This is a genomic window from Bradyrhizobium sp. cir1 (genome assembly GCF_014198245.1).
Taxonomy (GTDB): domain Bacteria; phylum Pseudomonadota; class Alphaproteobacteria; order Rhizobiales; family Xanthobacteraceae; genus Bradyrhizobium.
The window spans coordinates 109,902-133,085 of sequence record NZ_JACIHE010000019.1; the positions used below are offsets into that span (position 1 = coordinate 109,902).

At 64.3% G+C, this 23,184-nt stretch carries 22 protein-coding genes; 13 read left to right on the plus strand and 9 right to left on the minus strand.

The genetic code is table 11. The features are described from left to right. Nucleotides 1-22 precede the first annotated feature (22 nt). Nucleotides 23-220, minus strand: coding sequence for a hypothetical protein (locus GGD63_RS30125; RefSeq protein WP_183247388.1), 198 nt, complete (start codon nt 218-220; stop codon nt 23-25). Between the two features lie 30 nt (nt 221-250). On the opposite strand from GGD63_RS30125, the gene GGD63_RS30130 reads away from it, so the two are divergent. Both GGD63_RS30130 and GGD63_RS30135 read left to right on the plus strand, forming a co-directional pair. Further along, nucleotides 251-778 (plus strand): carboxymuconolactone decarboxylase family protein, encoded by a 528-nt coding sequence (locus GGD63_RS30130; protein WP_183247390.1) that lies wholly within the window; start codon nt 251-253, stop codon nt 776-778. 26 nt (nt 779-804) lie between these two features. Beyond that, on the plus strand, nt 805-1,107 hold the full coding sequence (locus GGD63_RS30135) for a nucleoside triphosphate pyrophosphohydrolase family protein (RefSeq protein WP_183247392.1): 303 nt from the start codon (nt 805-807) through the stop codon (nt 1,105-1,107). A gap of 5 nt (nt 1,108-1,112) precedes the next feature. On the opposite strand, the gene glsA is transcribed toward GGD63_RS30135, so the two are convergent. The 4 genes from glsA to GGD63_RS30155 all read right to left on the minus strand — a co-directional run bounded on the left by glsA (nt 1,113) and on the right by GGD63_RS30155 (nt 6,650). Continuing rightward, on the minus strand, nt 1,113-2,960 hold the full coding sequence (gene glsA, locus GGD63_RS30140; protein WP_183247394.1) for a glutaminase A: 1,848 nt from the start codon (nt 2,958-2,960) through the stop codon (nt 1,113-1,115). Between the two features lie 21 nt (nt 2,961-2,981). After that, nucleotides 2,982-5,057, minus strand: a complete 2,076-nt coding sequence (locus GGD63_RS30145) for a TRAP transporter permease (protein ID WP_183247516.1) — start codon at nt 5,055-5,057, stop codon at nt 2,982-2,984. 37 nt (nt 5,058-5,094) lie between these two features. Continuing rightward, complete coding sequence (locus tag GGD63_RS30150; RefSeq protein WP_183247396.1) at nt 5,095-6,261, minus strand: TAXI family TRAP transporter solute-binding subunit; 1,167 nt, start codon at nt 6,259-6,261, stop codon at nt 5,095-5,097. 167 nt (nt 6,262-6,428) lie between these two features. Continuing rightward, nucleotides 6,429-6,650 carry an acetyl-CoA carboxylase biotin carboxyl carrier protein subunit gene (locus tag GGD63_RS30155; RefSeq protein ID WP_183247518.1) on the minus strand — a complete coding sequence of 74 codons (222 nt, stop codon included), beginning with the start codon at nt 6,648-6,650 and terminating at the stop codon, nt 6,429-6,431. A 96-nt stretch (nt 6,651-6,746) separates the two neighbouring features. On the opposite strand from GGD63_RS30155, the gene GGD63_RS30160 reads away from it, so the two are divergent. The 6 genes from GGD63_RS30160 to GGD63_RS30185 all read left to right on the plus strand — a co-directional run bounded on the left by GGD63_RS30160 (nt 6,747) and on the right by GGD63_RS30185 (nt 13,113). Continuing rightward, nucleotides 6,747-7,721 carry an IclR family transcriptional regulator gene (locus GGD63_RS30160; protein ID WP_183247398.1) on the plus strand — a complete coding sequence of 325 codons (975 nt, stop codon included), beginning with the start codon at nt 6,747-6,749 and terminating at the stop codon, nt 7,719-7,721. Next, a complete protein-coding gene (locus GGD63_RS30165) occupies nt 7,651-9,210 on the plus strand; it encodes an acyl-CoA carboxylase subunit beta (RefSeq protein ID WP_183247400.1) in 1,560 nt (519 codons plus the stop codon). The genes GGD63_RS30160 and GGD63_RS30165 overlap by 71 nt, the downstream gene beginning before the upstream one ends. Nucleotides 9,211-9,532: 322 nt before the next feature. After that, entirely contained in the window at nt 9,533-10,960 is a 1,428-nt protein-coding gene (locus tag GGD63_RS30170) for a TadE/TadG family type IV pilus assembly protein (protein ID WP_183247402.1), read from the plus strand. A gap of 9 nt (nt 10,961-10,969) precedes the next feature. Further along, nucleotides 10,970-11,530, plus strand: a complete 561-nt coding sequence (locus GGD63_RS30175; protein WP_183247404.1) for a TadE/TadG family type IV pilus assembly protein — start codon at nt 10,970-10,972, stop codon at nt 11,528-11,530. Continuing rightward, on the plus strand, nt 11,530-12,198 hold the full coding sequence (locus tag GGD63_RS30180) for a TadE/TadG family type IV pilus assembly protein (RefSeq protein WP_183247406.1): 669 nt from the start codon (nt 11,530-11,532) through the stop codon (nt 12,196-12,198). The genes GGD63_RS30175 and GGD63_RS30180 overlap by 1 nt, the downstream gene beginning before the upstream one ends. A 420-nt stretch (nt 12,199-12,618) precedes the next feature. Further along, the gene (locus GGD63_RS30185) at nt 12,619-13,113 is read left to right on the plus strand and encodes a hypothetical protein (protein WP_183247408.1); all 495 of its coding nucleotides are present in this window, start codon (nt 12,619-12,621) and stop codon (nt 13,111-13,113) included. A 153-nt stretch (nt 13,114-13,266) separates the two neighbouring features. Here GGD63_RS30185 and GGD63_RS30190 read toward each other — a convergent pair whose 3' ends face one another. Beyond that, complete coding sequence (locus GGD63_RS30190; RefSeq protein ID WP_183247409.1) at nt 13,267-14,442, minus strand: patatin-like phospholipase family protein; 1,176 nt, start codon at nt 14,440-14,442, stop codon at nt 13,267-13,269. Nucleotides 14,443-14,724: 282 nt separating this feature from the next. On the opposite strand from GGD63_RS30190, the gene GGD63_RS30195 reads away from it, so the two are divergent. From GGD63_RS30195 to GGD63_RS30205, 3 genes are all read left to right on the plus strand, one after another. Further along, a complete protein-coding gene (locus tag GGD63_RS30195) occupies nt 14,725-15,507 on the plus strand; it encodes an acetoacetate decarboxylase (protein ID WP_183247411.1) in 783 nt (260 codons plus the stop codon). A 108-nt stretch (nt 15,508-15,615) separates the two neighbouring features. After that, a complete protein-coding gene (locus tag GGD63_RS30200) occupies nt 15,616-16,632 on the plus strand; it encodes a transporter (RefSeq protein WP_183247413.1) in 1,017 nt (338 codons plus the stop codon). Between the two features lie 22 nt (nt 16,633-16,654). After that, on the plus strand, nt 16,655-18,058 hold the full coding sequence (locus GGD63_RS30205) for a carbohydrate porin (protein ID WP_183247415.1): 1,404 nt from the start codon (nt 16,655-16,657) through the stop codon (nt 18,056-18,058). Between the two features lie 58 nt (nt 18,059-18,116). Here GGD63_RS30205 and GGD63_RS30210 read toward each other — a convergent pair whose 3' ends face one another. The 3 genes from GGD63_RS30210 to GGD63_RS30220 form a co-directional block, all read right to left on the minus strand. Beyond that, nucleotides 18,117-19,412 (minus strand): MFS transporter, encoded by a 1,296-nt coding sequence (locus tag GGD63_RS30210; RefSeq protein ID WP_183247417.1) that lies wholly within the window; start codon nt 19,410-19,412, stop codon nt 18,117-18,119. A gap of 110 nt (nt 19,413-19,522) precedes the next feature. Beyond that, nucleotides 19,523-20,719, minus strand: a complete 1,197-nt coding sequence (locus tag GGD63_RS30215; protein ID WP_183247419.1) for an acetyl-CoA C-acyltransferase — start codon at nt 20,717-20,719, stop codon at nt 19,523-19,525. A 306-nt stretch (nt 20,720-21,025) separates the two neighbouring features. Further along, complete coding sequence (locus GGD63_RS30220; protein ID WP_183247421.1) at nt 21,026-21,796, minus strand: enoyl-CoA hydratase; 771 nt, start codon at nt 21,794-21,796, stop codon at nt 21,026-21,028. Between the two features lie 156 nt (nt 21,797-21,952). Between GGD63_RS30220 and GGD63_RS30225 the strand changes: the two genes are divergently transcribed. Together GGD63_RS30225 and GGD63_RS30230 are read left to right on the plus strand one after the other, a co-directional pair. Beyond that, nucleotides 21,953-22,480: a PaaI family thioesterase gene (locus tag GGD63_RS30225; protein WP_183247422.1), complete on the plus strand. Its 528-nt coding sequence runs from the start codon at nt 21,953-21,955 to the stop codon at nt 22,478-22,480. A 70-nt stretch (nt 22,481-22,550) separates the two neighbouring features. Continuing rightward, on the plus strand, nt 22,551-23,171 hold the full coding sequence (locus GGD63_RS30230) for a TetR/AcrR family transcriptional regulator (RefSeq protein ID WP_183247424.1): 621 nt from the start codon (nt 22,551-22,553) through the stop codon (nt 23,169-23,171). Nucleotides 23,172-23,184 lie beyond the last annotated feature (13 nt).

The following is a 23,184-nucleotide window of genomic DNA, read 5'->3' on the forward strand; positions in this document are numbered from 1 at the left end:
GGCGTGACTCATCATTGCGCGGCTAGCGCGCACAATGGCCAATTGTTTTTACTCGGAACACCCCTTGCGAGTATCCGCCGCGATTTGTCCCCACGCGGCGAATATCGACCATCTCAGGGTCGTTCAGCAATGCGGCGGCAATTTGACTCGATGATGTTGCTCCTGCGTCCATGCGCGAATAGAGTCTTTGGGAACTTTCGCCGATGGCGACAAGAAGCATCAAAAGATCAGGGAAAACTTCAGGAAAATCATGGCCCGCATCACCTACAGCGACCCGTCCAAGGCATCCGATCGCACCCGCGAAATCCTCGACAAGAACCGTCATGCCAACATCTTCCGCATGATGGCGCACTCGCCGAGCTACTTCGAACAGTACTGCCGCCTGGGTGGCGCGATCAGGCACAAGGGCGAGCTCGATCCGGTCGTGCGCGAGCTTGCGATCACGCGCACCGGCATCCTGTGCGAGGCGCCGTACGAGATCGTCGCGCACAAGCGCATCGGCAAGAATGTCGGCGTCACCGACCAGCAGAACGAGGCGCTCGAGAACTGGCAGAGCGCAGGCTGCTTCAACGAGGTGCAGCGCGCCGCGCTCGCCTTCACCGACGAGATCGTGAAACTGAACAAGCCGACCGACGCGACCTTCAAGGCGATCGCGTCGAAGCTGACACCGGCCGCGCTGGTCGAGCTCCAGCTCTCGGTTGGTTTCTACATCATGACGTCAAAGTTCTTGGAGACCTTCGAGATCGATCTCCAGCCCGTCACCGAAGTGGTGGGCTGATCCGAAATCCGCGGCGAGGGATGCTCATGACGATCGATGAATATGCGGCCTGGGCCGCGAGCATTGCAAAAGTTGATGAGCATCCGTCCAACGAGCGGCTGTCCTATCTCGGCCTCGGTCTCGCCGGCGAATCCGGCGAGGTCGCAGAGCACATCAAGAAGTTGCTGCGCGACGACTGGCTCGACAAGGCGGGTCTGGTCGAAGAGCTCGGCGATGTCATCTACTACTGGGCCTGTCTGTGCGCCGCGACCGGCCAACAGCCATCGGAATTGTTGAAGGCCAGCGCCGCCAAGATCAAGCGGCGGATCAGCGAGGCCGCGAGCCGCTAGGCGGCTCACGTCGACGTCAAGATATCCACCTTGGCGTTGGCGACGATCAGGCGGTCGGCCAGCAGCCGGGCGAGGTTGCGCATGATGCACTCGCTGGCGCGCGGGTGCTGCTCGCGGAGGCGTTCGAACTCCTTCAGCGGCACTTCGAACGCCGTCGCCGCCATGTCGGCGAAGACGTCGGCCGAGCGGGTTTGCTCCAGCAGCGCCATCTCGCCGAACGCCATGCCGGCGGTGAGCGTCGCCAGCCTGACGCCGTCGGGCAGCGTGACATGCACGGCGCCGCTGCGCAGGAAAAACAGGGCGTCGGCGGGATCGCCGGTGGTGAGGATTTTCGCGCTGGACTGATAGGTTCTGATGATGCAGAGCGAGGCGAGATCGGTCAGCTCTTGCTGGCTCAGCCCTGCCAGCAGCGGCTGTTCGGCGAGCTCGGTGGTCTCATGAAAGTCGATCGAGCCGCCATAGCGGTAGACGATCTGGTCTTCGGCCCATTCGATCGCGGTGTCGAGCAGGTAGAAGTCGCGCACGTTCTTCAGCTCCGCGGTCCATTCCCGCAAGCTGTTCCATTCCTTGGACGCGCGCCTGACGCCGGATAGCACCACGGTCACATTCAACGCCGCAAGCTCCTCGAACGCCTCGGCGACCAGCCGCGCGCCGGCGCGCGTGGTGGAGGTCACACGGTGCAGATCGAAGATCACGAATTGCGGCCGCGGCCGCCCCGCGAGCCGCCGCGAGACATAGTCGACCGCCGACAGCGACAGCGTGCCGACCAGCTCAATGACCCGCACCTCCTGCTCGTGCGCGGCGAGGATCTCGCGCTCCTGCGGGCGGCGCACGCGGCGGGACGGGCTCCTGCCGATGTCGTAATCGGCGATGACCGCGTTGCGCGCGTCGTCGCTGCGATTGAGCATATGCAGGTCGTAATGCGAGGACAGCGCCTCGCAGACCTTGATGCCGCGCACGCTGTTGCCGTGCTTGTCGAGCTTCGGCGAATAGCTGCCGAGGCCGAGGCGGGCAGGGAGCGCGGCCAGAATGCCGCCGCCGACGCCGCTCTTGGCGGGAATGCCGATCCGGTAGATCCATTCGCCGGCATAGTCATACATGCCCGACGACGTCATCACCGACAGCGTGCGCGAGATCGCGTAGGGCGTCATCACCTGCTCGCCGGTGACGGGATTGACGCCGCGATTGGCGAGCGTCGCCGCCATTACCGCGATGTCGCGCGCGGTGACCAGCACGGCGCATTGCCGGAAATAGACGTCCAGCACGGCGGCGACGTTGTCGGAGATCACCGCGTTGGTCTTGAGCAGATAGCCGATGGCGCGGTTACGATCGCCGGTCTGGCTTTCAGACGTGTAGACCGCCTCATCCATCGCGAGGTCGCGTCCGGCGAAGCGGCTGAGCGCCCGGCGAATCTGCTCGAAAGCGTCGAGGCCTTTGCTGTCGTAGATCAGCCCGGTGCAGGCGATCGCGCCGGCATTGACCATCGGGTTGAACGGATGGTTGTCGGAATTGAGCCGGATCGAGTTGAAGGGATCGCCGGAGGGCTCGACGCCGATCGCGCTCTCGACCTTGCTCGCGCCCAGCAGGTCCAGCGCCAGCGCGAACACGAACGGCTTTGACATCGACTGGATGGTGAAGGGCACCCGGCTGTCGCCGACCTCATAGACATGGCCGTCGAGCGTCGCCAGGCTGATGCCGAAATAGGCAGGGTCGGCCTTGCCGAGTTCGGGAATGTAGTCGGCCACATGGCCGGACGTTTCGGCCGAGAATTCGCTGAGACAATTGTCCAGAAACCGCAGCAAGGGCGGCTTCGAACGGGTCCACGCGGTGGCGAGAGGCGAGAGCGGTTTCATCGCCTCCCTTGTGCAACGCAATCAGGGCACGCGCAACCCGTTCGGCAAGGGCGACTGCCGCCGCACCAGCAGCAGGGCGATCAAGACGGTGGGTGCGAGGATCGCGAGGCCGAGCAGCGTCACCTGCATCTGCGACAGCGGCATGATGCCGCCGCCGGGCGTGGCCACCACGAAGCCGCCGATCACCAGCAGCACGCGGAGCGGCCATTCCAGCGCGCCGGCGCCGCGCAAGTCCCCGACGAAGGGCTGGTAGCCCTGGATGCCGCCGCAGATGAACAGCGTGCCGAAGGCGGCGAGCGCCATCAGGCCGAGGCCGGCGAGGTACGGGCTCGAGCCCTGCAGCACCAGCGCCGGATTGAGCACGAAGAAGAACGGGATGAAGTAGATGATGCTGCCGACCCACATCGATTCCCAGCCCGTCTTCATCGCCGGCGAGCCGGCGATGCCTGCGGCCGCGAAGGAGGCGATCGCGACCGGCGGGGTAATCGACGACAGCATGCCCCAGTAGAAGATGAACATGTGCACGGCCATGCGGTTGAGCCCGAGCTTCTCCAGCGCGGGCGCAACCAGGATGGCGAGGAAGATGTAGCAGGCCGTCGTCGTCAACCCGAGGCCGAGGATGAGGCTGGTGAGGGCGCACATGCCGAGCAACAGGAAGGCATTGTCGCCGGCGATGTGCAGCAGGTCGTTGGCAAGGCTCGACACCACGCCGGTCATCGAGAACGCGCCGATCAGGAGGCCGCAGCCGGCGAGGATGCCGACCAGCTCGACGAAGGTGCGCCCGTTGACCTCCAGGAACTTGCCGATCGTGCCGAGCGTCCAGCGCGTATCCTTGGAGAAGAACTGGTTGAGCACCAGCAGCAGCGCGGTGGCGTAGAACGGCGCGTGGCTCTCGCGCTTGAAGTAGAGCAGCATCACGATCAGGAGCGCGATGACGAAGACGTAGTACCAGCCGTCCTTGATCGTATCCATGATCCGCGGCAGCTCGGCGCGCGGAATCCCCTTCAGCTTGTGGCGCGCGGCATAGGCGTCGACCTGCATGAACAGGCCGACATAATAGAGCGCGGCCGGAATGATCGCGGCGATCGCGACGTCGGCGTAGCTGACATTGAGGAATTGCGCGATGACGAAGGCGGTCGCGCCCATCACGGGCGGTGCCAGCACCGCGCCGGTCGAGGCGCAGGCCTCGATCGCGCCGGCATAGGAAGCGCGAAAGCCGCTCTTCTTCATGACCGGGATGGTCATGGTGCCGGCAGTGAGCACGTTGGAGATGATCGAGCCCGACATCATGCCGAGCAGGCCGCTGGCAAAGATGCAGACCTTGGCCGCGCCGCCGCGGAAGGTGCCGCACAGTGCGAAGGCGAGGTTGATGAAGAATTTTCCGGCGCCCGTCATCATCAGCGCGGTGCCGAACACCAGGAATCCGATCACGGTGTCGGCAAAGGCCTGGATGGGAATGCCGAGCAGGCTTTCGCCGGAGAGCACGTGATAGGCGGTCGCCTGCTCCAGCGTCGACTGCGTGCCTCGGAACGGCCCGAGCCAGCCGGCCTCGGCGAACAGCGGATAGACGGTGAAGGGGAGAACGCTCAGCAGCAGGCTCCAGCCGCCGGTGCGGCGCAGCGCCTCCATCAGCATCACCCACATCACGAGGCCTGCCGCGATCACGGTGTTGGGCGCGCCGCCGAATTCCCAGCCGGCCTCGGCCGCCTTGCGCACGTTCGACATCAGCAGCAGCGCGGCTGCGAAGGTCACGACGAAGAAGACGAGGTCATACCAGGGAATGCGGTCGAGCGGCGCGCGCCCGGTGCCGGGAAAGATCAGGAATGTGAACGGCAGCATCAGGGCGATCAGGAGATAGAAATACTCCGTGTTGAGCTGGGTGTAGCCGATGAAGAAGCGCAGCGAGAATTGCTGGTTGATGCAGAGCAGGATCGTCGCTGCGGTCGCGACGATCAGCGTCCCGCGCCAGGCGCCGCGAAGCGTGCGCACGCGCGTCACCTCCGCCTCCTGCATGTTGCCGGCCGCGCCGTGCGGATCGTCGAACACGACCCGCTTGGCTTCGTCCTTCGGGCCGGTGGAGGTGGAAACAGAAGACATCATCGACCCCGCGCGTGGGCTGCTAACAGCTGGTGGACTAGTCCTCGAACCCGTTCGGCATGTCGGCCTTCGCAAGTGCTGCGGCGCGGGCCTTCATCCAGCCGTCGAGGAATGCCTTGTCGTCCGACGGGGGATTGGACTTGCCGTACTCCGTCCAGGCTGCGCCAAGCACTTCCTGACGCTTGATCAGCTTGTTGTTGTGCGTCTCCTGCGCGTCGCTCCATTGCCCGGCTTCTTTAAGCGCCTTCACCGCGCCGGGATGCACCGGCACCACCCAGTTCTTGGTCTGGCGGTCGGCGGCAAGCCCGCCGGCGCCGGGCGCGGAGTCCTTGTAGGCGTCGTAATTGACGATCATCGCCTTGGTGATGGCGTAGATTTGATCGGCCGGTTGCGACGCATAGGCGACGAAGATCGGGTAGGGGTAATTGCCGAGCTCGACCGGTTTCTCCGGCGAGATGCCGGCGCCGCACGTTGCGACTTGCGGGAAGAAGAACGAGCCGACCTTCTGCATCCGCGCCCAGCCCTCCTTGTCCTTGGCCGGCAGCGGCGGCCAGATCAGCCCGCGCGGCGAGGTCTCGGCTTCCTTGGCGGGGCCGGTGATGGTGGTGCCGAAGGCGGCATCGACATCGTTGTTGATCAGCCCTTTCCACATCGCGCCATAGCTTGCGAACTCGACGGCCTTGACGTCCTTCTGCGTCAGGCCGGCGAAGGCGAGCACGGCGAGCGAATTCTGGTTCAGCGCTGGCGATCCGACAACGAAGCCGACGCGCTTGCCCTTGAGGTCCTTCAGCTCCTTCACACCGGTATCCGCCGCGACGGCGAGCGAGCCGCAATTGCAGTCGACGGTCGAGAGCAGGATCTGAAGCGGCTGCGGCCCCCATTCCTTCGCGCCGAATTCGAACACGCCTTCCTGCGCGAAATAGGTGCCCGATCCCATCGCTGCGGAGGCCGCGCGCTTGGCGCGCAGCGGCGCAAGCCGCGCTACGTCGTTGCCCGCGGGCAGCACGCGCACGTCGGTGCTGTATTTGTCCTTCATCATCTTGCCGACGCCGACCGCGATGTTGAATCCGGCGGTGCCGGTGTCATAGGCGGTGAACGTCAATGTCGCCGGCAGCTTGATGTCTTCGGCGAATGCATAGCGTGTAGACGCAAAAGAAATGCCCGCCACCAAGGCAGGCGCGAGCATGAGCAGCCCACGAAGCATGTTTTCCCTCCACTGATCCTCGCTTTACCGCGAAGATTTTCGTTCTTTGTTTGAAACAACGTTTTGCTTGAAACCGATCATGTCATCGCGATCAAGCGATGGCAACGCCGTACCGCGCTTGAAGGAATGCGGCTGACAGATTGTCGCGGAAACCTGGGATAATGCAGTCAGTTCGCGACGATCGCGATCGCTTGTCCCTCGGCAACGACATCATCGAGCTTCACCAGCAGCGATGTGATCGTCCCGTTGGCGGCCGAGGGCACCGGGATCTCCATCTTCATCGCTTCGACGATCACAACGTCATCACCATCCGCGACGGTTCCTCCAACCTGCACGGGAGTCGCGCAAATGCGCCCCGCGATTTCAGTGACGATCTTTATTTGTGGCATGCCAATCGCCTTTTTGTTGTCGTCGCAAAATGCCTGAGGTAGCTTCGTCTGCAAGCGGAATTTAATTCCGCAGAGCGGAACATAGCGGTAGGGATCATGGGACGACGTTCGGAGCGGTTGAGTAGGCAAGGTGCGCTCGCTGGCGAAGCCGGCGAGGGTGATGTCATCCAGGTGGTGTCGCGCGCGTTCGATGTGTTGCGATGCTTCGAGGGCCACGAGGCAAGGCTCGGCAATCTCGAGATTTCAAATCGCTGCGGCCTGCCGCGCTCGACGGTGTCGCGGCTCACGCACACGCTGACGCGCATGGGCCAGCTGGTCTATCTGCCGCGCGATCAGAAATATCGCATCGGCCCGAGCGCGGTGGCGATGAGCGCCTCGATGATGAAAGGCGCGCAGCTGCGCAGCATGATTCGCCAGCGGCTTCAGGAAGTCGCCGAGCAACTGCCGGGCACGGTCGGCTTCGTGGTGCCCGATCGCTTCCATCTGGTCTATCTCCAGTTTGCGCGCTCGGCCTCTGCGCTCGGCCTGCACGAGGGCACCGGCAGCCGCATCTCGATGGCTTCGACCGCGGCAGGCGCGGCCTACACCGCGGCGCTGGCTCCGGAAGTCGGCGACGCCTTCATCGCGGAGATGGAGCGCGAAGCGCCCGAGGCTGCGAAGATCCTCAAGCCTCGCATCGAGGCCAACCGGCAGTCGCTGCGCGAGCGCGGCTATGTCGTGGCCTGCGGGCTGTGGAGCCCGCACATCAACGGGCTCGCGGTGCCGATCTGGTCGCCGCAGTATCAGACCTTCGTCGTCATCACGATCGGTCTTCTGTCGGCGATGTATGACGAGCAGCGTCTGCATGACGAGGTCGCTCCGCTCATGCTCGCGCTCGGCCGTTCGCTCGGCAGCCTGATGGAGGGCGCGGAAGGCGACGTCTTCAGCAACCGTATCTCGCGCAAACCGGTCGCAATGGCCGTGCACAACAATAACAAGCCGATCAATTCGGAGGGAGTGAATGAACTGGAAGCCGGAACTCGACGAGCTCGCCCGGCGCGAAGCCTTCGCGCGGGAGATGGGCGGCGTTGACAAGGTCAAGCGACAGCATGACCAGGGCCGGCTGACTGTTCGGGAGCGTATCGACAAGCTGATCGACAAAGGCAGCTTTCACGAGATCGGTGCCGTCGCCGGCATCGGCGAGTACGATTCCAGCGGCGATCTGAAGAAACTGACGCCGGCGAACTGCGTGTTCGGCCGCGCGCGTGTCGACGGCCGCACAATCGTCGTGGTCGGCGACGACTTTACGGTGCGTGGCGGCTCGGCGGATGCATCGATCTCGGCAAAACCGCTGATGGCGGAGGAGATGGCGCACGACTTCCGCCTGCCCATCGTCCGCATCATCGAAGGCTCCGGCGGCGGCGGCTCGGTCAAGACCATCGAGACCAAGGGGGCGGCGAACCTGCCGGGCGGCATCGGCGGCACGCGCTGGTACCGCTTCACGACGGAAAATATGTCGCGCGTACCCGTGGTCGCGCTCGGCCTCGGCTCGGTCGCAGGCCTCGGTGCCGCGCGGCTTGCCGCCAGCCACTATTCGATCATGACCCGAAAGTCCGCGATGTTCGTTGCGGGACCGCCGGTGGTGAAGGCGCTGGGGCAGGACCTCTCGAAGGAGGAGCTCGGCGGCGCCGACATCCAGACCCGCGCCGGCGCGGTCGATCATGCCGTCGACACAGAAGAGGAGGCGTTCGCCTGCGCGCGCCGTTTCCTCTCTTACCTGCCGTCGTCGGTCTACGAGCTGCCGCCGACCTTGCCTTGCACGGACAGTCCCGAGCGCAGCGAAGACGCGCTGATGAATGCGGTGCCGCGCAACCGCAAACAGGTCTACAAGATACGCCCCATCATCGATGCCGTCGTCGACAAGGGCTCCTTCTTTGAGGTCTCAAAGAATTTCGGCAAGCCAATCATCGTTGGTCTGGCGCGGCTCGAAGGCCGGGCGGTGCTGCTGCTCGCCAGCGACAGCTTTCACTATGGCGGCTCCTGGACGGCCGATGCGTGCCAGAAGGTGGTGCGCTGGGTCGACTTCGCCGAAACTTTTCACCTGCCGGTCGTCTATCTCATGGACTGCCCGGGCTTCATGATCGGCCTCGACGCCGAGAAGGCGGCCACCATCCGCCACGGCGTCCGCGTCATGGCCGCGGTGAACCAGACCACCGTGCCCTGGTGCACCGTGATCCTGCGCAACGCCTTCGGCGTCGCCGGTGTCGTGCATCAGCCCGCAGACCGCTTCTCGATCCGCTACGCCTGGCCGTCGGCCTATTGGGGCTCGCTGCCGCTCGAGGGCGGCATCGAGGCCGCCTACCGCGCCGATATCGACGCGGCCGAGGACAAGGTCGCCAAACTGAAGGAGATCGAGGAGCGGCTGAACAAGCTGCGCTCGCCGTTCCGCTCGGCCGAAAAATTCTGGGTCGAGGAGATCATCGACCCCCGGAAGACGCGGTCGTTGCTGTGCGAGTTCGCGCGTCTCGCCGAGCCGCTGCGCAAGGTCGGGCCGCCGGAGAACATGACGATCAGGCCGTAGGCGCCCGCAGACCGGCGCCCGGAAGCGGGGCAGGTAGGATGGACCTCCCGGCCCTGCGCCGGGGTGCCGCCCCTTGCAGCCCATCGCTGCAATCTCCGGGAACCTGTTTAAGTGGCGTTAATGATGCCCGCTCAATAAGACACATCCCAATTTGTTGCAGTGCATGTTTCCGGGTTCCCCGTAAGCGTTGATTAAGAGCCCATCCTCATATTCCGCCCTGTGACGAGGCGAGGATTGGGCTGAAAAGCCCTTCAATCCGCCCCGATCACACCAGTTCAGGGATGTGTCGCTGCCGCGACGACGGCAATCAGGGTTAAGGGCAATGCTCCGCCGCGCAGTGCTTCGGTTCGCGAGAGACCGGAAGGCCAACGTCGCCATCATCTTCGCCCTGATGATGGTGCCCATCATCTTTCTGCTGGGCATGACGCTGGATTACACGCTGGCCTTGCGCAAGCGCGAGCAATTGAACGCGGCCGCCGACGCGGCCGCGATCGCAGCCGTGCGGCCGGCGATGCTGGCGCAAAGCGACGCCACGGCCGTCAAGGCGACCGCAGCAGCCGTGTTCGCGGCAAAGGCTAATCTTTCCGGTCTGGCGGCGGTGCCGACGCCGACGATCACGGTCACCGATTCCGGGCTCTCGCGGAGCATCACGGTGTCCTACACGGCGGACTCGGTCAACAATTTCCCCGGCGTGCTCGGCAAGCAGACCTGGCAGATCGGCGGTTCGGCGACGGCAAAGGCGTCCAGCGCACCCAACATGAATTTCTATCTGCTGATGGATGACTCGCCGTCTATGGGCATCGGCGCGACCGCGCCCGACATCAAAACGCTCATCCAGTACACCGCCCCCGCGTACCAGAGCGCAACATCCTCGCAGAATTGCGGCTTCGCGTGCCATGAAACCAACATCGCTCACGACGGCGGGAGCAAGGACAACCTCGCGATCGCGCGGCAAAGAAACATCACCTTGCGGATTGATCTGGTGACGAGCGCCGTCAACCAGTTGCTCAACAGCTGGTCGAACTGCCCGCAGTCGGGCATTTCGGGCGGTGTCATGCAGTGCATGGCCGCGTTGAACAACACCACCTACAAGGCGGCGCTCTATACGTTCGACGTGGCTTTGAACACCCTGGCGACGCTGACCACCCCGACCAGCGCCGGAACCCAGGTTTCCAACATCGCGCTGATGCCGGTCTACTACCAGAACTGCGTCGTTTCGGGCTGCTCCTCCAGCAGTGCGACCAATCCTCCGACCGACTACGGCACGGATATCGCCGGCGCGCTCAAAAGCATCAACGACATCATGCCCACCCCCGGGCTTGGCAGCAACGTGGCCGGAGATACGCCGCAGGAAGTGGTCTTCCTCGTCACCGACGGCGTCGAAGACAAGATCTCCACGACTTGCCCCAACGGGAGCTTTGCCTCCTACAAGCGATGCCAGCAGCCGCTCGACACGTCGATTTGCACGACCATCAAGAACCGGGGCATCAAGATCGCCGTCCTTTACACGGAGTATCTGCAGCTCATCGCCGATCCCAATACCGGTATCCAGAAAACGGATAACTGGTACATGAGCTGGATCGACAAGTACGACCAGCCTAGTTCCTCAACCGGCACCATCGCGCAAAACCTCCAGGCGTGCGCCTCGCCTGGTTTCTATGCGCACGTTCAAACCGGCGGCAACATCAACGATGCGCTGAAGGACCTCTTCATCAAGGTCGCGTCGAGCACGGCCAGCCTCGTGCAGTAGAGAAACGCCATGACCGGTCCAGACATTGCAACAACCAAGAGGCGCCGCAATCGGTGCAAGGCGTTCGCTGCAGACCGCGGCGGGGCCACGGCCGTCGAGTTCGCGCTCGTCGCCGCACCGTTCCTCGCCCTCATCATCGCGCTCCTTCAGACGTTCATCGTCTTCTTTGCCCAGCAGCTGCTCGAAAACATTGCGCGTCAGTCCGCGCGCCTGGTCATGACCGGGCAGGTGCAGTCTGCGCAGCTGACCCAGGCCGCCTTCAAGCAGAAGGTTTGCGATCAGATCTCGATCCTGTTCACCTGCAGTGGTCTGATGGTCGATCTGCAGGTGGCCAATTCGTGGTCCGGCGCCAACACGGGCATGCCGACCTTGACTTTCGACAGTTCGGGAGCCGTCACGAACACCTGGCAATACAATCCGGGAGATGCCGGCGATATCGTCGTTCTCCGGGTGATGTACGTATGGCCCGTCATGCTCGGGCCGCTCGGTTTCAACCTCTCGAACCTTTCGACCGGCAACCGGCTGCTGATGTCGTCGGCCGCGTTCCAGAACGAGCCAGGAGCTTCCTGATGATCGCCGCCTTGTCGTCTCGCGCTCGGCGCCTGCTGACCGATGTCCGCGCTGTTGCAGCGACCGAGTTCGCCATCGTGGCGCCGTTCATGCTGGTGCTCTACGTCGGCGGCGTCGAGCTCGGCAACGGGCTGGCGATGAACGTCAAGGTCACCGCCACCGCGCACAGCGTTGCCGACATGGTCTCGCAGAATACGGCAATCAGCACGGCCCGCATGCAAGCCATTCTCGGTTCTGCGCAGGCCATCATGGCGCCTTATGCCGTCAAGGATTCCAGCGGCGCTTCGCTCATTACGATCACGGTGTCTGAAGTCTCCACCGACGGCAGTGGAAACGCGACCGTGCAATGGAGCGAGTCGACCGCCGGTTCGACGGCGGCGAGAAAGAAGGGCGATCCGATGACCTTGTCATCGTTCACCGCACCTGACCCGAACAATCCCAGTAATAAGAATATCTCGCTCATTCTGAGCGAGGTGACCTATAATTACACGACGAACCTCGGCTACACCATCGCCGGCACCGTGAAGCTGAGCGACAGCCATTACCTGTTCCCGCGCTGCTCGACGAACAGCCCGGCCTCGTCGAGCTTTCCGTACTACGACGTGAAGTATTCCTCGACGTCGACGACCTGCACCTGCATCCAGCACTTGCAGCAGAAGAGCTGCTAAGGCGTCATTCGCAGGGCTACCGCATATAACGTGGCGGGCAGCTTGCCTGCGGCCATCCTTCGAGACGCCCGCTTCAGGCGGGCCCTCAGGATGAGGACGGAGTGCGCGGCAGCAATTTCAACGGGCACTGACGCTGATTAGCCTCATCCTGAGGAGGCGCGTAAGCGCCGTCTCGAAGGACGAGGCGTGGGCGCAGGCCGCCGCAACGAGTCATATGCGATAGCCCTGGGGTGAGGCGTGAGGCACGTGCGACGATGCCATCATGCCAGTGTTTTGCCCGACGGGTCAAATGACTTCTGGCGAGGCGCGGGTCCCGGCAATGTTCAGGCAAGTTCAGCAATGTCCATAAACATCTTCGTCAACATCTCGCGGCTGTTCGGGCATAGGAAGCACCCGGACCTTACGGATCAGGATTGACAGATGCTATTGAAGTCTTTGGCGGCGCGCATGGGCATTGGCGCCGCCTGCCTCGTGCTCGCCGGCATCAGCCCGGTGCGCGCCGAGCCGGTGTTCGACAGTCTGGGCGGCACATGGTCGGGCATCGGCACGATGAAGCCGTCGGACGGCCCGCGCGAGAAGGTCCGTTGCAAGGTGGCGTACAACATCACGAGGCCCGGACGTTCCGTGAGCCTCGACCTGCGCTGTGCCAGCGACGCGTACAAGATGGTCTTGTCTGCGAATATCGAGCAGAGCGGCACCGATCTCTCGGGCAACTGGTTCGAGAGCGAATACCGTCAGGGCGGCAAGGTCTACGGCACCAACAAGGACGGCTTGATCGAGGCGCGCATTGAAGGAAACACCGTCGCGGCGCTGGTGACGATCCAGACCAAAGCCAATCATCAATCGTTCCTGATGGAAGCGCCGGGCTCCTGGATGTCGGAGGTCGCGATCGAACTGAACAAGGAGACGAAGTGACCGCGAGCGCATTGCGAGCCTTCAGAGGCTTGCTCGTCGCCGCAAATGCCTCCGGAGGGCGCGATCCCGCGCCCCGCGCGTTAAGTCATTGATCCGCCACGTCCCCGCTACTGTGCATGGGGTTGTTTTCGAACTTTTGTTTGCGGGGTCCCATTACGCACTTTCCGTCTCCCGGTGGACGTCGTGCACGACCAGCCCCATGCCTTCGTCCGGCATCTTGATCCAGTCGCGGCGCTTCAGGGTGCGCTTGGTGTCCTCGTAGCCGCTCGTCCAGTGCTCGCGCATCGAGGTCCCTGAGAATTCGTGATCCTTGGCGTCGCCCTCATAGGCCTTCTGCTGGTAGATCAAGTGCAGGATCGCGATCTCCGGCATGTTGCGCAGGCTCGCTTTCAGCTTGCGCTCCTCCTCGGAGAGCTGCTCGTCCGGCAGCTTCGCCAGCGCCTTGTAGAGCAGGACCTTGAGGTTGTGCGTGCGGCGGTAGACGTCGGTGTTGTGGCGCGTGCGCGAGGAGTACATGATGTCCTTGTGGCGCGCCATCACGTCCTGGATCGAGCGCGGCAGCACGCCGCGGGCGCTGAACAGGTCGACCTGGAACACCAGCGAGTTCAAATCGTCCTCCTGGTCGAGCAGATGCTGCAGCGGGGTGTTGGAGACGATGCCGCCGTCCCAGAAATGATCGGTGCCGATCCGCACCATCGGCAGCGCCGGGGGCAGGGCGCCGGATGCCATGATGTGTTCCGGCCCGATCTCGTCATGGGCGTTGTCAAAATAGATGAAGTTGCCCGAGAGCACGTTGACCGCGCCGACCGCGAAGCGAACCTTCTTCTCGTTGATGAGATCGAAGTCGACGAGCTCCAGCAGGCTGTCGCGGAGCGGCGCCGTGTCGTAGTAGCTCGTCGCGGTGCGGGCGCCGACCGGGCTGAACCACGGGTTGACCTGATTGGGCGTGAAGAAGCCGGGCTGGCCGAGGGTGGAGGTCACCCACGCGCTGGTGAGGTTGCGCCACTGGCGGAAGACGTCGCCATCGGGCGTGTAGTGCCAGATCTTGCGGTTGGTGATGCGCTCCCAGAAGACGCGCAGCGCATCGAGCCGTTGCTCCGGCCGGTTGCCGGCGATGATCGCGGAGTTGATGGCGCCGATCGAGACGCCGCAGACCCAGTCGGGCTCAATGCCGGCCTCGTGCAGCGCCTGGTAGACGCCGGCCTGGTAGGCGCCGAGCGCACCGCCGCCCTGCAACACCAGCGCGACGCGATCGCAGCGCTCGGGGCGCCAGCCCCGCGAGGGCGGCTGATGGGTCGAGTAAGTCGGCTCGGATGTGCGGGCGTCCATGGTGATGTCTCCCTGCCGAGCATGATCCGGAAAAGTGCGCAGCGGTTTTCCGAAAAGATCATGCTCCAAAAATAGAGAGCCAGACGATTGCGTCCGGCGGTGACGGCGTGATGACAATTTCGGCGCCGATGCAGCGCCTGCATGCGCGTCAACCGGAACGGGAATGCCGGCGGTCGCGGGCCTGACGGAAATCCTTCACAGCGCAGTCAACGAGCGCGGCTAGCAATTGGCATCGCCGCCTGACGCTGCCGGGCAGGCATCATAGACATCAGGAGACCAGCGATGCGCAGGGAAGATGTGCTGAGGCTTCCGTCCATGCCGGCCGCCGGGCCGAGCTATCCGGCCGGGCCCTATCGCTTCGTCAACCGCGAATTCCTCGTCATCACCTACGAGACCGATCCGGAGCTGATCCGCGCCGGCCTGCCCGAGCCGCTGGAGCCGATCGAGCAGCCGATCGTGCACTACGAATGGATCAAGATGCCGGACTCCTCCGGCTTCGGCAGCTACACAGAATCCGGCCTCGTCATCCCCGCGCGCCTCAATGGCGAGGAGGTCAACTTCGTCTCGCAGATGTACCTGGACGACGATCCGCCGATCGCTGCCGGCCGCGAGATCTGGGGCTTCCCCAAGAAGTACGCCCATCCCAAGCTCGAGATCGTCAAGGATACGCTGACGGGCACGCTGGAATATGCCGGCCAGCTCGTCGCGATGGGCACGATGGGCTACAAGCACGAGAGCATGGCCGGCAACGGCGATCTCACCCGCGCCACGCTGTCGAAGACGCAGGTGAATCTGAAGATGATCCCGGGCGTCGACGGCCGGCTCGAGGTCTGCCAGCTCGTCGCGATCAACCTCACCGACATCGTGCCGAAGGGCTCCTGGATGGGACCTGGCCGGCTACACCTGGTGCCGCATGTCAATGCGCCGGTTGCGGACTTCCCGGTCCGCCGCTGCCTCGGTGCGCACCACTACATCGCCGACCTGACGCTGCCGTTCGGTCGCGTCGTGCACGACTATGTCAAGGAAGCGGAAGCTGTGGCTGCGACGGGGCTCGCCGCAGAATAGGGCGCCATCATCAAACTGTAACACTGGCGTAATTGAGTACCCGCGAGAGATCCGGAACTGGCCGCCAGCGGCCTTCCGGAGATGGGCTGCATGGACGTGGGGGTCCGCATGGCTGAGCCGGCGAAGCTTGTCAGCGCGATGTCGAACACTGACCCCGCCATTCCCGGCCTGGTCTGGGCGTTCCGCCTGCACAGCGACGGCAGCGCCGAGGCGCTGCCGATCGGCCAGCCGATCGAGTCCAGCCATGACGGCCGGCTCTGGCTGCATTTCAACCTGACGGACGCGCGCGTGCGTCCATGGATTGCGGCGTCCAGCCTGCCGCCGCTCGCGCGCGATCTGCTGCTCTCGCACGACACCTTCCAGCAGCTCCACGTGATCGATCATTGCGTCTACGGCGTGTTCTCCGATCTGGTCCGCGAGATCGACAGCGCGACCGAGGAGACCGCTTTCCTGCGCTTCGCCATGACCGAGCGGCTCCTGGTCAGCGGCCGCCATCAGGCGCTGTGCTCGGCGGACGCGACGCGCCGGGTGCTCGAAGGCGGCTACCGCGTCGACAATGTCGCCCATCTCCTGGAAAAGATCGTCGACGAGGTCGCCGACACGCTTGACCGGATGGTCGACAAGCTCGGGCAGGAGATCGACGACATCGAGGAACGCATTCTCGCCGATGACGCCAAACCCGAGATGCGCCGCAACCTCGGCCGTCTCCGCCGCACCTGCGTCAGGCTGCATCGCCAGCTCACCGGCCTGCGCGTGTTGTTTCATCGCCTCGACCAGAAGAACACCGACCACCTCTCGCCCGCGCTTCGCATCCACGCCGGCAAGCTCGCGCAGCGGCTCGACGGCCTCGATCACGACATCGTCGAGCTGCGCGAGCGCAGCCGCCTGCTCGAGGAGGAGCTGCGTTTCAAGAACGAGGAGGAGAGCAACCGCCACCTCCACACGCTCTCCATCGTCACCTCGCTGCTGCTGCCGCCAACGCTGATCACCGGCATCTTCGGCATGAACACCAAGGGCCTGCCGCTGACCGATGTCGAGACCGGATTTCTCTGGGCGGCGGTGCTGATGGCCTCGTCCGTCGGTGCGGCCTATCTCTTCATGCGGCGGACGGGCATATTCAAGTAGAGTATGCCACCGGATATCGGCCGTGATCGGGACTGCCCATAGCTTTCTGTTGCGCCGCGCGGCTGCCATTGCGCTGGCCTGCGCGGTTGCCAGCAGCAGCGCGTTCGCTGGCGCCAAGGACGAGAGCGCGGCCGGATGGCTGGCGCCGAAATGGTTCAACGAATGGCATGACGGGCTCGCCAACAAGGGCCTGAATTTCGGCGCCACCTATATAGCAGACAACATCGCCAACGTCTCCGGCGGTGTGAAGCGCGGCGCGATCCATTTCGGCCGGCTCGATCTGTCGGTCGACGCCGATCTCGACAAGCTGGTCGGCTGGACCGGCGGCCGCATCTACGCCAATGCCTTCGTGATCTACGGGCAGGGGCTGTCCCGCAACTACGTAATGAATCTCGCTACGATCAGCGAGATCGAGGCGCTGCCGGACCAGCGGCTCTACAACGCCTATTTCGAGCAGAGCTTCTTCAATGACCGCCTGAACATCAGGGCCGGCCAGCAGGCCGCCGACGTCGAGTTCTTCGACAGCCAGACCGACGACCTCTTCATCAACGGCACGTTTGGCTGGCCCGCGATCAAGGCGAGCAACCTTCCGGCCGGCGGCCCGGCGCCGCCGATCGCGGTGCCCGGCGTTCGCATCAAGGCGGTGCTGTCAGACAAGGTCACCGCCTATGGCGCGGTGTTCAACGGCGATCCCTCGGGCCCGGGCGATATCGATCCGCAGCTTCGCGACCATCACGGTCTTGCCTTCCGCGTCAACGATCCGCCCTGGGTGATCGGTCAGGTCCGCTTCAACTACGACATCGACATCGGCGGCCGTCCGCTCGCCGGCAATGTCACGCCGGGCGCCTGGAAGCATTATGGCCCGTTCGATAGCCAGCGCTTCACCGCGGCGGGGCAGTCGATCGCCGATCCCTCGGGAAGCGGCATCCCCGCAAAGCTTCGCGGCAACTACGGCGTCTTCGCGGTCATCGAGCAGGTGCTCTATCGCCCGCCGGAGGTGAGGGACAACACGACCTCAGCCTCGCTCCCGGGCATCACGGCGTTCGGCCGCGTCGCCTACAGCCCGCCGGACCGCAACCTGATCGATCTTTATCTCGACGGCGGCATCGGCTTCGTCGGCTTCACGCCCGGCCGTCCGCTCGATCGCTTCGGCGTGGCGATGGCCTATATGCGGATCTCGAACACCGCGCGCAATCTCGACATCGACACGAACGTCTACACCGGCGTCCAGGGGCCGGTGCGCAGCAACGAGACCCTGGTCGAGATGATCTACGAGGCGCATATCAAGCCGGGCTGGCTGGTCGCGCCTTACTTCCAATATGTGTTCCGTCCCTCGGGCGGGATCCCGAATCCGAACGATCCGACCGGGGTCTCGCGGATCGGTGACGCCGCAGTGTTCGGCGTCACCACCACGATCAGGTACTAAGCATGATCCGGAAAAGTGCGCAGCGGTTTTCCGAAAAGATCATGCCTAAAAGAACAACCTAGGCCATCGCTGGCTTCGGCGCGGCCTTCGGCTGCCGCGACAGCGCCAGCACGATCAGCGCGGCGAACACGCAGAGCGCCCCCGCGATGAAGAAGGCGGGCAGATAGCTCTGGTAGACCGTGCGCGAGAAGCCTGCCCCGAAGGCGGCAGTGCCGGCGCCGAGCTGATGGCCGGCAAAGATCCAGCCGAACACCAGATTGGCGCGCTCGGGCCCGAACTTCTGCGCGGTCAGCCGCACTGTCGGCGGGACCGTCGCGATCCAGTCGAGCCCGTAGAACATCGCGAAGATCGAGAGGCCATAGAACGAGAAATCGCTGAAGGGCAGGAAGATCAACGAGAGCCCGCGCAGGCCGTAGTACCAGAATAGCAGATGGCGATTGTCGTAGCGGTCCGACAGCCAGCCCGACATGATGGTGCCGAAGAAGTCGAAGATGCCCATCGCGGCGAGCAGGCTCGCGGCCTGCACCTGCGGAATGCCGAAATCGAGGCACATCGGAATTAGATGCACCTGCACGAGGCCGTTGGTGGAGGCACCGCAGACGAAGAAGGTTGCAAACAGGATCCAGAACGCGGTCGACTTCGAGGCGTCGCGCAGCGTGCCGAGCGCCACCGCGGTGATCGAGCCGTGGCTCACGGGTGGTGCGGGCAGGGGCTCGGTGCCCTCGTCGCCGAAGGGGCGCAAGCCCACATCGCTCGGCCGGTCGCGCATCGCGAGCAGGACGGCCAGTGCGGAGACGCCGAGCATGATGCAGACGAAGCCGAGCGCCAGCCGCCAGCCGAAGCGTTCGGTGAGGCTTGCGAGCAGCGGCAGGAACACGAGCTGGCCGGTGGCGACGCTCGCGGTCATGATGCCAACCACGAGGCCGCGCCGTGCGGCGAACCAGCGCGTGGCGATGGTCGCGCCCAGCACCAGCGCAGTCATGCCGGTGCCGATTCCGATCACGACGCCCCACAAAGCGATGAGCTGCCAGATCTCGGTCATGCCGAGCGAGAGCACAAGTGCCGTGACGACGATGAGCTGCGCGGTCAGCGTGACGTTGCGCAGGCCGTAGCGGTTGAGCAGGGCGGCGGCGAACGGCGCCATCAGCCCGAACAGGATGAAGCGGATGGAGAGGGCGGAGGAAATCTGCGCCGTGCTCCAGCCGAACTCCTTCTGCAGGGGAACGATGAACACGCCGGGTGCGCCGACCGTGCCGGCGCTGATCAGCGCGGCGAGGAAGGTCACGCCGACCATCACCCAGCCATAGTGGATATTGCGGCGGGACAGTGCTGCCGCGAGCCAGTTCGAAATCATTGGGCCTCAGTGTTGTTGGCGAGCCTCAAGGGACCCGCGTCATCGTTGCAATCTGGCACAGCTGGAGGAAGTCTTAAATGCCAGACTTCCCTCAATTTCGGACATTGGCGCTAGTGCGCCAAGCGCTCCACCGCGATCGCCGTGGCTTCGCCGCCGCCGATGCAGAGCGCCGCGACGCCGCGCTTGAGGTTGTTGGCCTCCAATGCGTGCAGCAGCGTCACGATCAGCCGTGCGCCGGTGGCGCCGATGGGATGGCCGAGCGCGCAGGCACCGCCATTGACGTTGAGCTTCTCGCGGGGAATGCCGAGATCGCGCTGCGCCGCCATCGCCACCACGGCGAAGGCCTCGTTGATCTCGAACAGGTCGACATCGCCGGCGCTCCAGCCGACCTTGTCCAGCAGCTTGCGGATCGCCGGGATTGGCGCCGTCGTGAACCATTGCGGCTCCTGGCTGTGGGTGGCGTGGCCCTTGATCTCGGCGAGAACAGGCAGGCCGTTCCGATCGGCGAGCGAGCGCTTCGTCAGCACCAGCGCGGCGGCGCCGTCGGCATTGGCGGAGGAGGCCGCCGGCGTGATCGTGCCGTTGGCGCGGAACGCCGGCTTCAGCCCGGGGATCTTTGCGGGGTCAACCTTCAGCGGATGCTCGTCGTTGGCGATGATGCGGGGACCTGCCTTCTCGGTCAGCGTGATCGGCGCGATCTCCGCCTTGAACGCACCGCCCTCGACCGCCTTGCGGGCGCGGCTCAGCGTCTCCATCGCATAGGCGTCCTGATCCTTGCGGGTGAACTGATAGGCCTCTGCGGTCGCCTCGCCGAAATCGCCCATCGAGCGGCCGGTCTCGTAGGCGTCTTCCAGGCCGTCCATCATCATGTGGTCGATGATGCGGTCGTGGCCGACGCGATAGCCGCCGCGCGCCTTGGCCAACAGATAGGGCGCGTTGCTCATGCTCTCCATGCCGCCGGAAACCACGATGTCGGCCGAGCCGGCACGGATGATGTCGTGTGCCAGCATGGTCGCCTTCATGCCGGAGCCGCAGACCTTGTTGACCGTGGTCGCGCCGGTGGCATCAGGCAAACCGGCACTACGTGCCGCCTGGCGCGCCGGCGCCTGGCCTTGTCCGGCCGGCAGCACGCAGCCCATGAAGACCTCGTCGACCTTCTCTGGCGCGAGTTTTGCGCGTTCCAGCGCCGCCCCGATCACATGCGATCCGAGCTTGTGCGCGGCAAGCGGCGACAACTCGCCCATGAATCGGCCGAGCGGGGTGCGGGCGGCGGAGACGATGACGACGGGATCGGCGGCTTCGGCCATGACAGGGCTCCCTGGCGATGATGGGTAAGATTACGGTCATCATATGATGCGGCGCAAAAAATGCAACCGCGGCAGGGATGAGAAAATCTTGTGGTTCGCATGAGATTTGGTCGTGCGAGGGATGTTGGGTGGGCGGTAGGAACGACGGCGCTCCTCCAAAGATGGTGTCATGCCCCGGCTTGACCGGGGCATCCAGTACGCCGCAGCCTATCGATGAATCACAGACGCCTCGGAGTACTGGATCGCCCGGTCAAGCCGGGCGATGACAGCGTCGCGCGGAGCGATCACTGTGCCTCCGCCCAGAACCTACCGCTTCCGGTTCACAAACGCTTGCATCAGGCGCGTCGGCTCGTCCGTCAAAAACGACTCGCCGAACACCTTGACGCTCACATTCACCGACTCCGTCAGCGGCAGTTCCTCCCATTGGCGCAGCAGGGCCTTTTGCGAGCGCAGCGCCTCGGGGCCGCATTCGAGCAATGCCTTCACCAGGTGCTCGATCTCCGCATCGAGGCCACCCTCGGGGGCGACCTTGTCGATCAGCCCCCAGGCCAGTGCGGTGGCTGCGTCGATGTTCTCCGCCGTCATCACCAGCCAGCGCGCGCGGGCCCAGCCGATCAGGCGCGGCAGCAGTGCGGCATGGATCACCGAGGGGATGCCGACGCGGACCTCCGGCATGCCGAAATGGGCATCGTGCGCGGCGATGCGGAAATCGCAGGCGGCTGCGACCTCGAGCCCGCCGCCGAGGCACCAGCCGGGCATGCGCGCGATCACCGGAGCAGGGAACTGGCGCACGGCCTCGCAGAGATCGCGCAGGCGGCTGATGAAGGCCTCGGCGGATTTCTGGTCGAGCCTGGCCATCTCCTTGATGTCGGCGCCGCCGATCATGCTCTTCTCGCTCTGGCCGCGCAGCACCACAATGCGGATGCTGCGGTCGGAGCTGAGCTTCTGCAAGCCTTCGCGAACCGCGTCGGTCACGGGCGAGCCCAGGATATTCAGCGGGCCCGCGTTGCAGATCGCGACATGAACGACGCCGCGCGCATCGCGCGTCACGCCGCAGTGATTATTGAGCATTTCCATCTTGGGGCTCTCGGTGGTTTCGTGGACACTTGCGCGAAGCGCGACGGTCGGGATCACTTCCGGGCCGAAACGCGCTGCTTGTCAAGCGGCGGGAGGGGAGTTGCCAGCCCGAAGTCCGCAGCATAGTATGATTGATATCATACAAAAGAGGCGGCCATGACCGACATCAATCAACTCGACCTGTTTTCGCCCGCGCAACGGCGCGAACGCGTGGTGGATTGGCAGGTCCCTGCGCCGGTTGCGAAAGTGGCGATGGGCCTATCGGGCATGGACGCCATGCTGGGCATTCGCGACGGCCGGCTGCCGCCGCCACCCTTCGCCAAGCTGATCGGCTTCACCATGGCCGTGGTCGAGCCAGGCCGGATCGTGATGGAACTGGAGCCGCGCGAGGACCTCGAAAATACCGTCGGCCTTCTGCACGGTGCGACCGCCGCGGCGCTGATCGACACCGCCATGGGCTGCGCAATCTCGACCCGGCTCGAGGCCGGGCAGTCGTCCGTGACCCTGGACCTGAAAATGACTTTCCTGCGCCCGCTGTCGGTGCGTTCCGGGCTGATCTCGGCCGAAGGCAAGATCATCAAGCTGGGGCGCCAGACCAGCTACACCGAGGGCTTCGTTCGCGACGGCAAGGGGGCGCTGGCGGTCCATGCAACTGCAACCTTTTCCATGATCGGCAATGTCTGAACACGAATTAATTCATCGCCTGGTCCATTTCTGTGTTATGAGATGATCTTCGACATTCAATGAGACCTCCATGCGCTATTCCCGGGAACACAAGCAGGAAACCCACGACCGCATCGTGAAGAAGGCCTCGGTTCGGTTGCGTGAAAAGGGCGCCCACGGCATCGGCGTCGCCGACCTCATGAAGGAGGCGGGTCTGACCCATGGCGGTTTCTACGCGCATTTCGATTCCCGCGAGGCGCTGGTGATCGAGGCCTTTGCCCATGCCATGGACCGCTCGATGGAGCATTGGCGCAAGATCACCGGTGAGGCCTCGCCCGAGAAGCGGCTGGCGCTGATCGCGGAGGCCTATCTCTCGACGCTGCACCGCGACAATCCCGGCCATGGGTGCTCGATTCCTGCACTGGGCGCGGAGATCGCCCGCGAGAGCCCGAAGACGCGAAAAGCCTTCGCCGGCAAGCTCGATGAGATGGTCGAGATGATTACCGATTTCATCCCGAACGTTCCACGAAAGGCCGCGCGCAAGCAGGCGATCGCGACGCTGGCGACGATGGCCGGCACGATGCTGCTGGCGCGGATCGCCGGCTCCAGCGAATTGTCCGACGAGGTGCTGAAGGCGGGCCGCGACAGCGCGCTGGGCGGCGTGAAGCGCGAGCCGGTGAAGGCCGCACCGGCCAGGAAAAAGCAGAACTAGGCGAGTGCCGTAG

Bases quoted from the DNA above. Each gene is read 5' to 3' on its own strand.
- GGD63_RS30160 (WP_183247398.1), top strand. From the start codon at position 6,747: ATGGGACGACGTTCGGAGCGGTTGAGTAGGCAAGGTGCGCTCGCTGGC.
- GGD63_RS30215 (WP_183247419.1), bottom strand. From the start codon at position 20,719: ATGGCCGAAGCCGCCGATCCCGTCGTCATCGTCTCCGCCGCCCGCACC.
- GGD63_RS30170 (WP_183247402.1), top strand. From the start codon at position 9,533: ATGCTCCGCCGCGCAGTGCTTCGGTTCGCGAGAGACCGGAAGGCCAAC.
- glsA (WP_183247394.1), bottom strand. From the start codon at position 2,960: ATGAAACCGCTCTCGCCTCTCGCCACCGCGTGGACCCGTTCGAAGCCG.
- GGD63_RS30180 (WP_183247406.1), top strand. From the start codon at position 11,530: ATGATCGCCGCCTTGTCGTCTCGCGCTCGGCGCCTGCTGACCGATGTC.
- GGD63_RS30150 (WP_183247396.1), bottom strand. From the start codon at position 6,261: ATGCTTCGTGGGCTGCTCATGCTCGCGCCTGCCTTGGTGGCGGGCATT.
- GGD63_RS30125 (WP_183247388.1), bottom strand. From the start codon at position 220: ATGCTTCTTGTCGCCATCGGCGAAAGTTCCCAAAGACTCTATTCGCGC.
- GGD63_RS30195 (WP_183247411.1), top strand. From the start codon at position 14,725: ATGCGCAGGGAAGATGTGCTGAGGCTTCCGTCCATGCCGGCCGCCGGG.
- GGD63_RS30210 (WP_183247417.1), bottom strand. From the start codon at position 19,412: ATGATTTCGAACTGGCTCGCGGCAGCACTGTCCCGCCGCAATATCCAC.
- GGD63_RS30175 (WP_183247404.1), top strand. From the start codon at position 10,970: ATGACCGGTCCAGACATTGCAACAACCAAGAGGCGCCGCAATCGGTGC.
- GGD63_RS30230 (WP_183247424.1), top strand. From the start codon at position 22,551: ATGCGCTATTCCCGGGAACACAAGCAGGAAACCCACGACCGCATCGTG.
- GGD63_RS30165 (WP_183247400.1), top strand. From the start codon at position 7,651: ATGAACTGGAAGCCGGAACTCGACGAGCTCGCCCGGCGCGAAGCCTTC.
- GGD63_RS30145 (WP_183247516.1), bottom strand. From the start codon at position 5,057: ATGTCTTCTGTTTCCACCTCCACCGGCCCGAAGGACGAAGCCAAGCGG.
- GGD63_RS30220 (WP_183247421.1), bottom strand. From the start codon at position 21,796: ATGGAAATGCTCAATAATCACTGCGGCGTGACGCGCGATGCGCGCGGC.
- GGD63_RS30135 (WP_183247392.1), top strand. From the start codon at position 805: ATGACGATCGATGAATATGCGGCCTGGGCCGCGAGCATTGCAAAAGTT.
- GGD63_RS30190 (WP_183247409.1), bottom strand. From the start codon at position 14,442: ATGGACGCCCGCACATCCGAGCCGACTTACTCGACCCATCAGCCGCCC.
- GGD63_RS30225 (WP_183247422.1), top strand. From the start codon at position 21,953: ATGACCGACATCAATCAACTCGACCTGTTTTCGCCCGCGCAACGGCGC.
- GGD63_RS30155 (WP_183247518.1), bottom strand. From the start codon at position 6,650: ATGCCACAAATAAAGATCGTCACTGAAATCGCGGGGCGCATTTGCGCG.
- GGD63_RS30130 (WP_183247390.1), top strand. From the start codon at position 251: ATGGCCCGCATCACCTACAGCGACCCGTCCAAGGCATCCGATCGCACC.
- GGD63_RS30185 (WP_183247408.1), top strand. From the start codon at position 12,619: ATGCTATTGAAGTCTTTGGCGGCGCGCATGGGCATTGGCGCCGCCTGC.
- GGD63_RS30200 (WP_183247413.1), top strand. From the start codon at position 15,616: ATGGCTGAGCCGGCGAAGCTTGTCAGCGCGATGTCGAACACTGACCCC.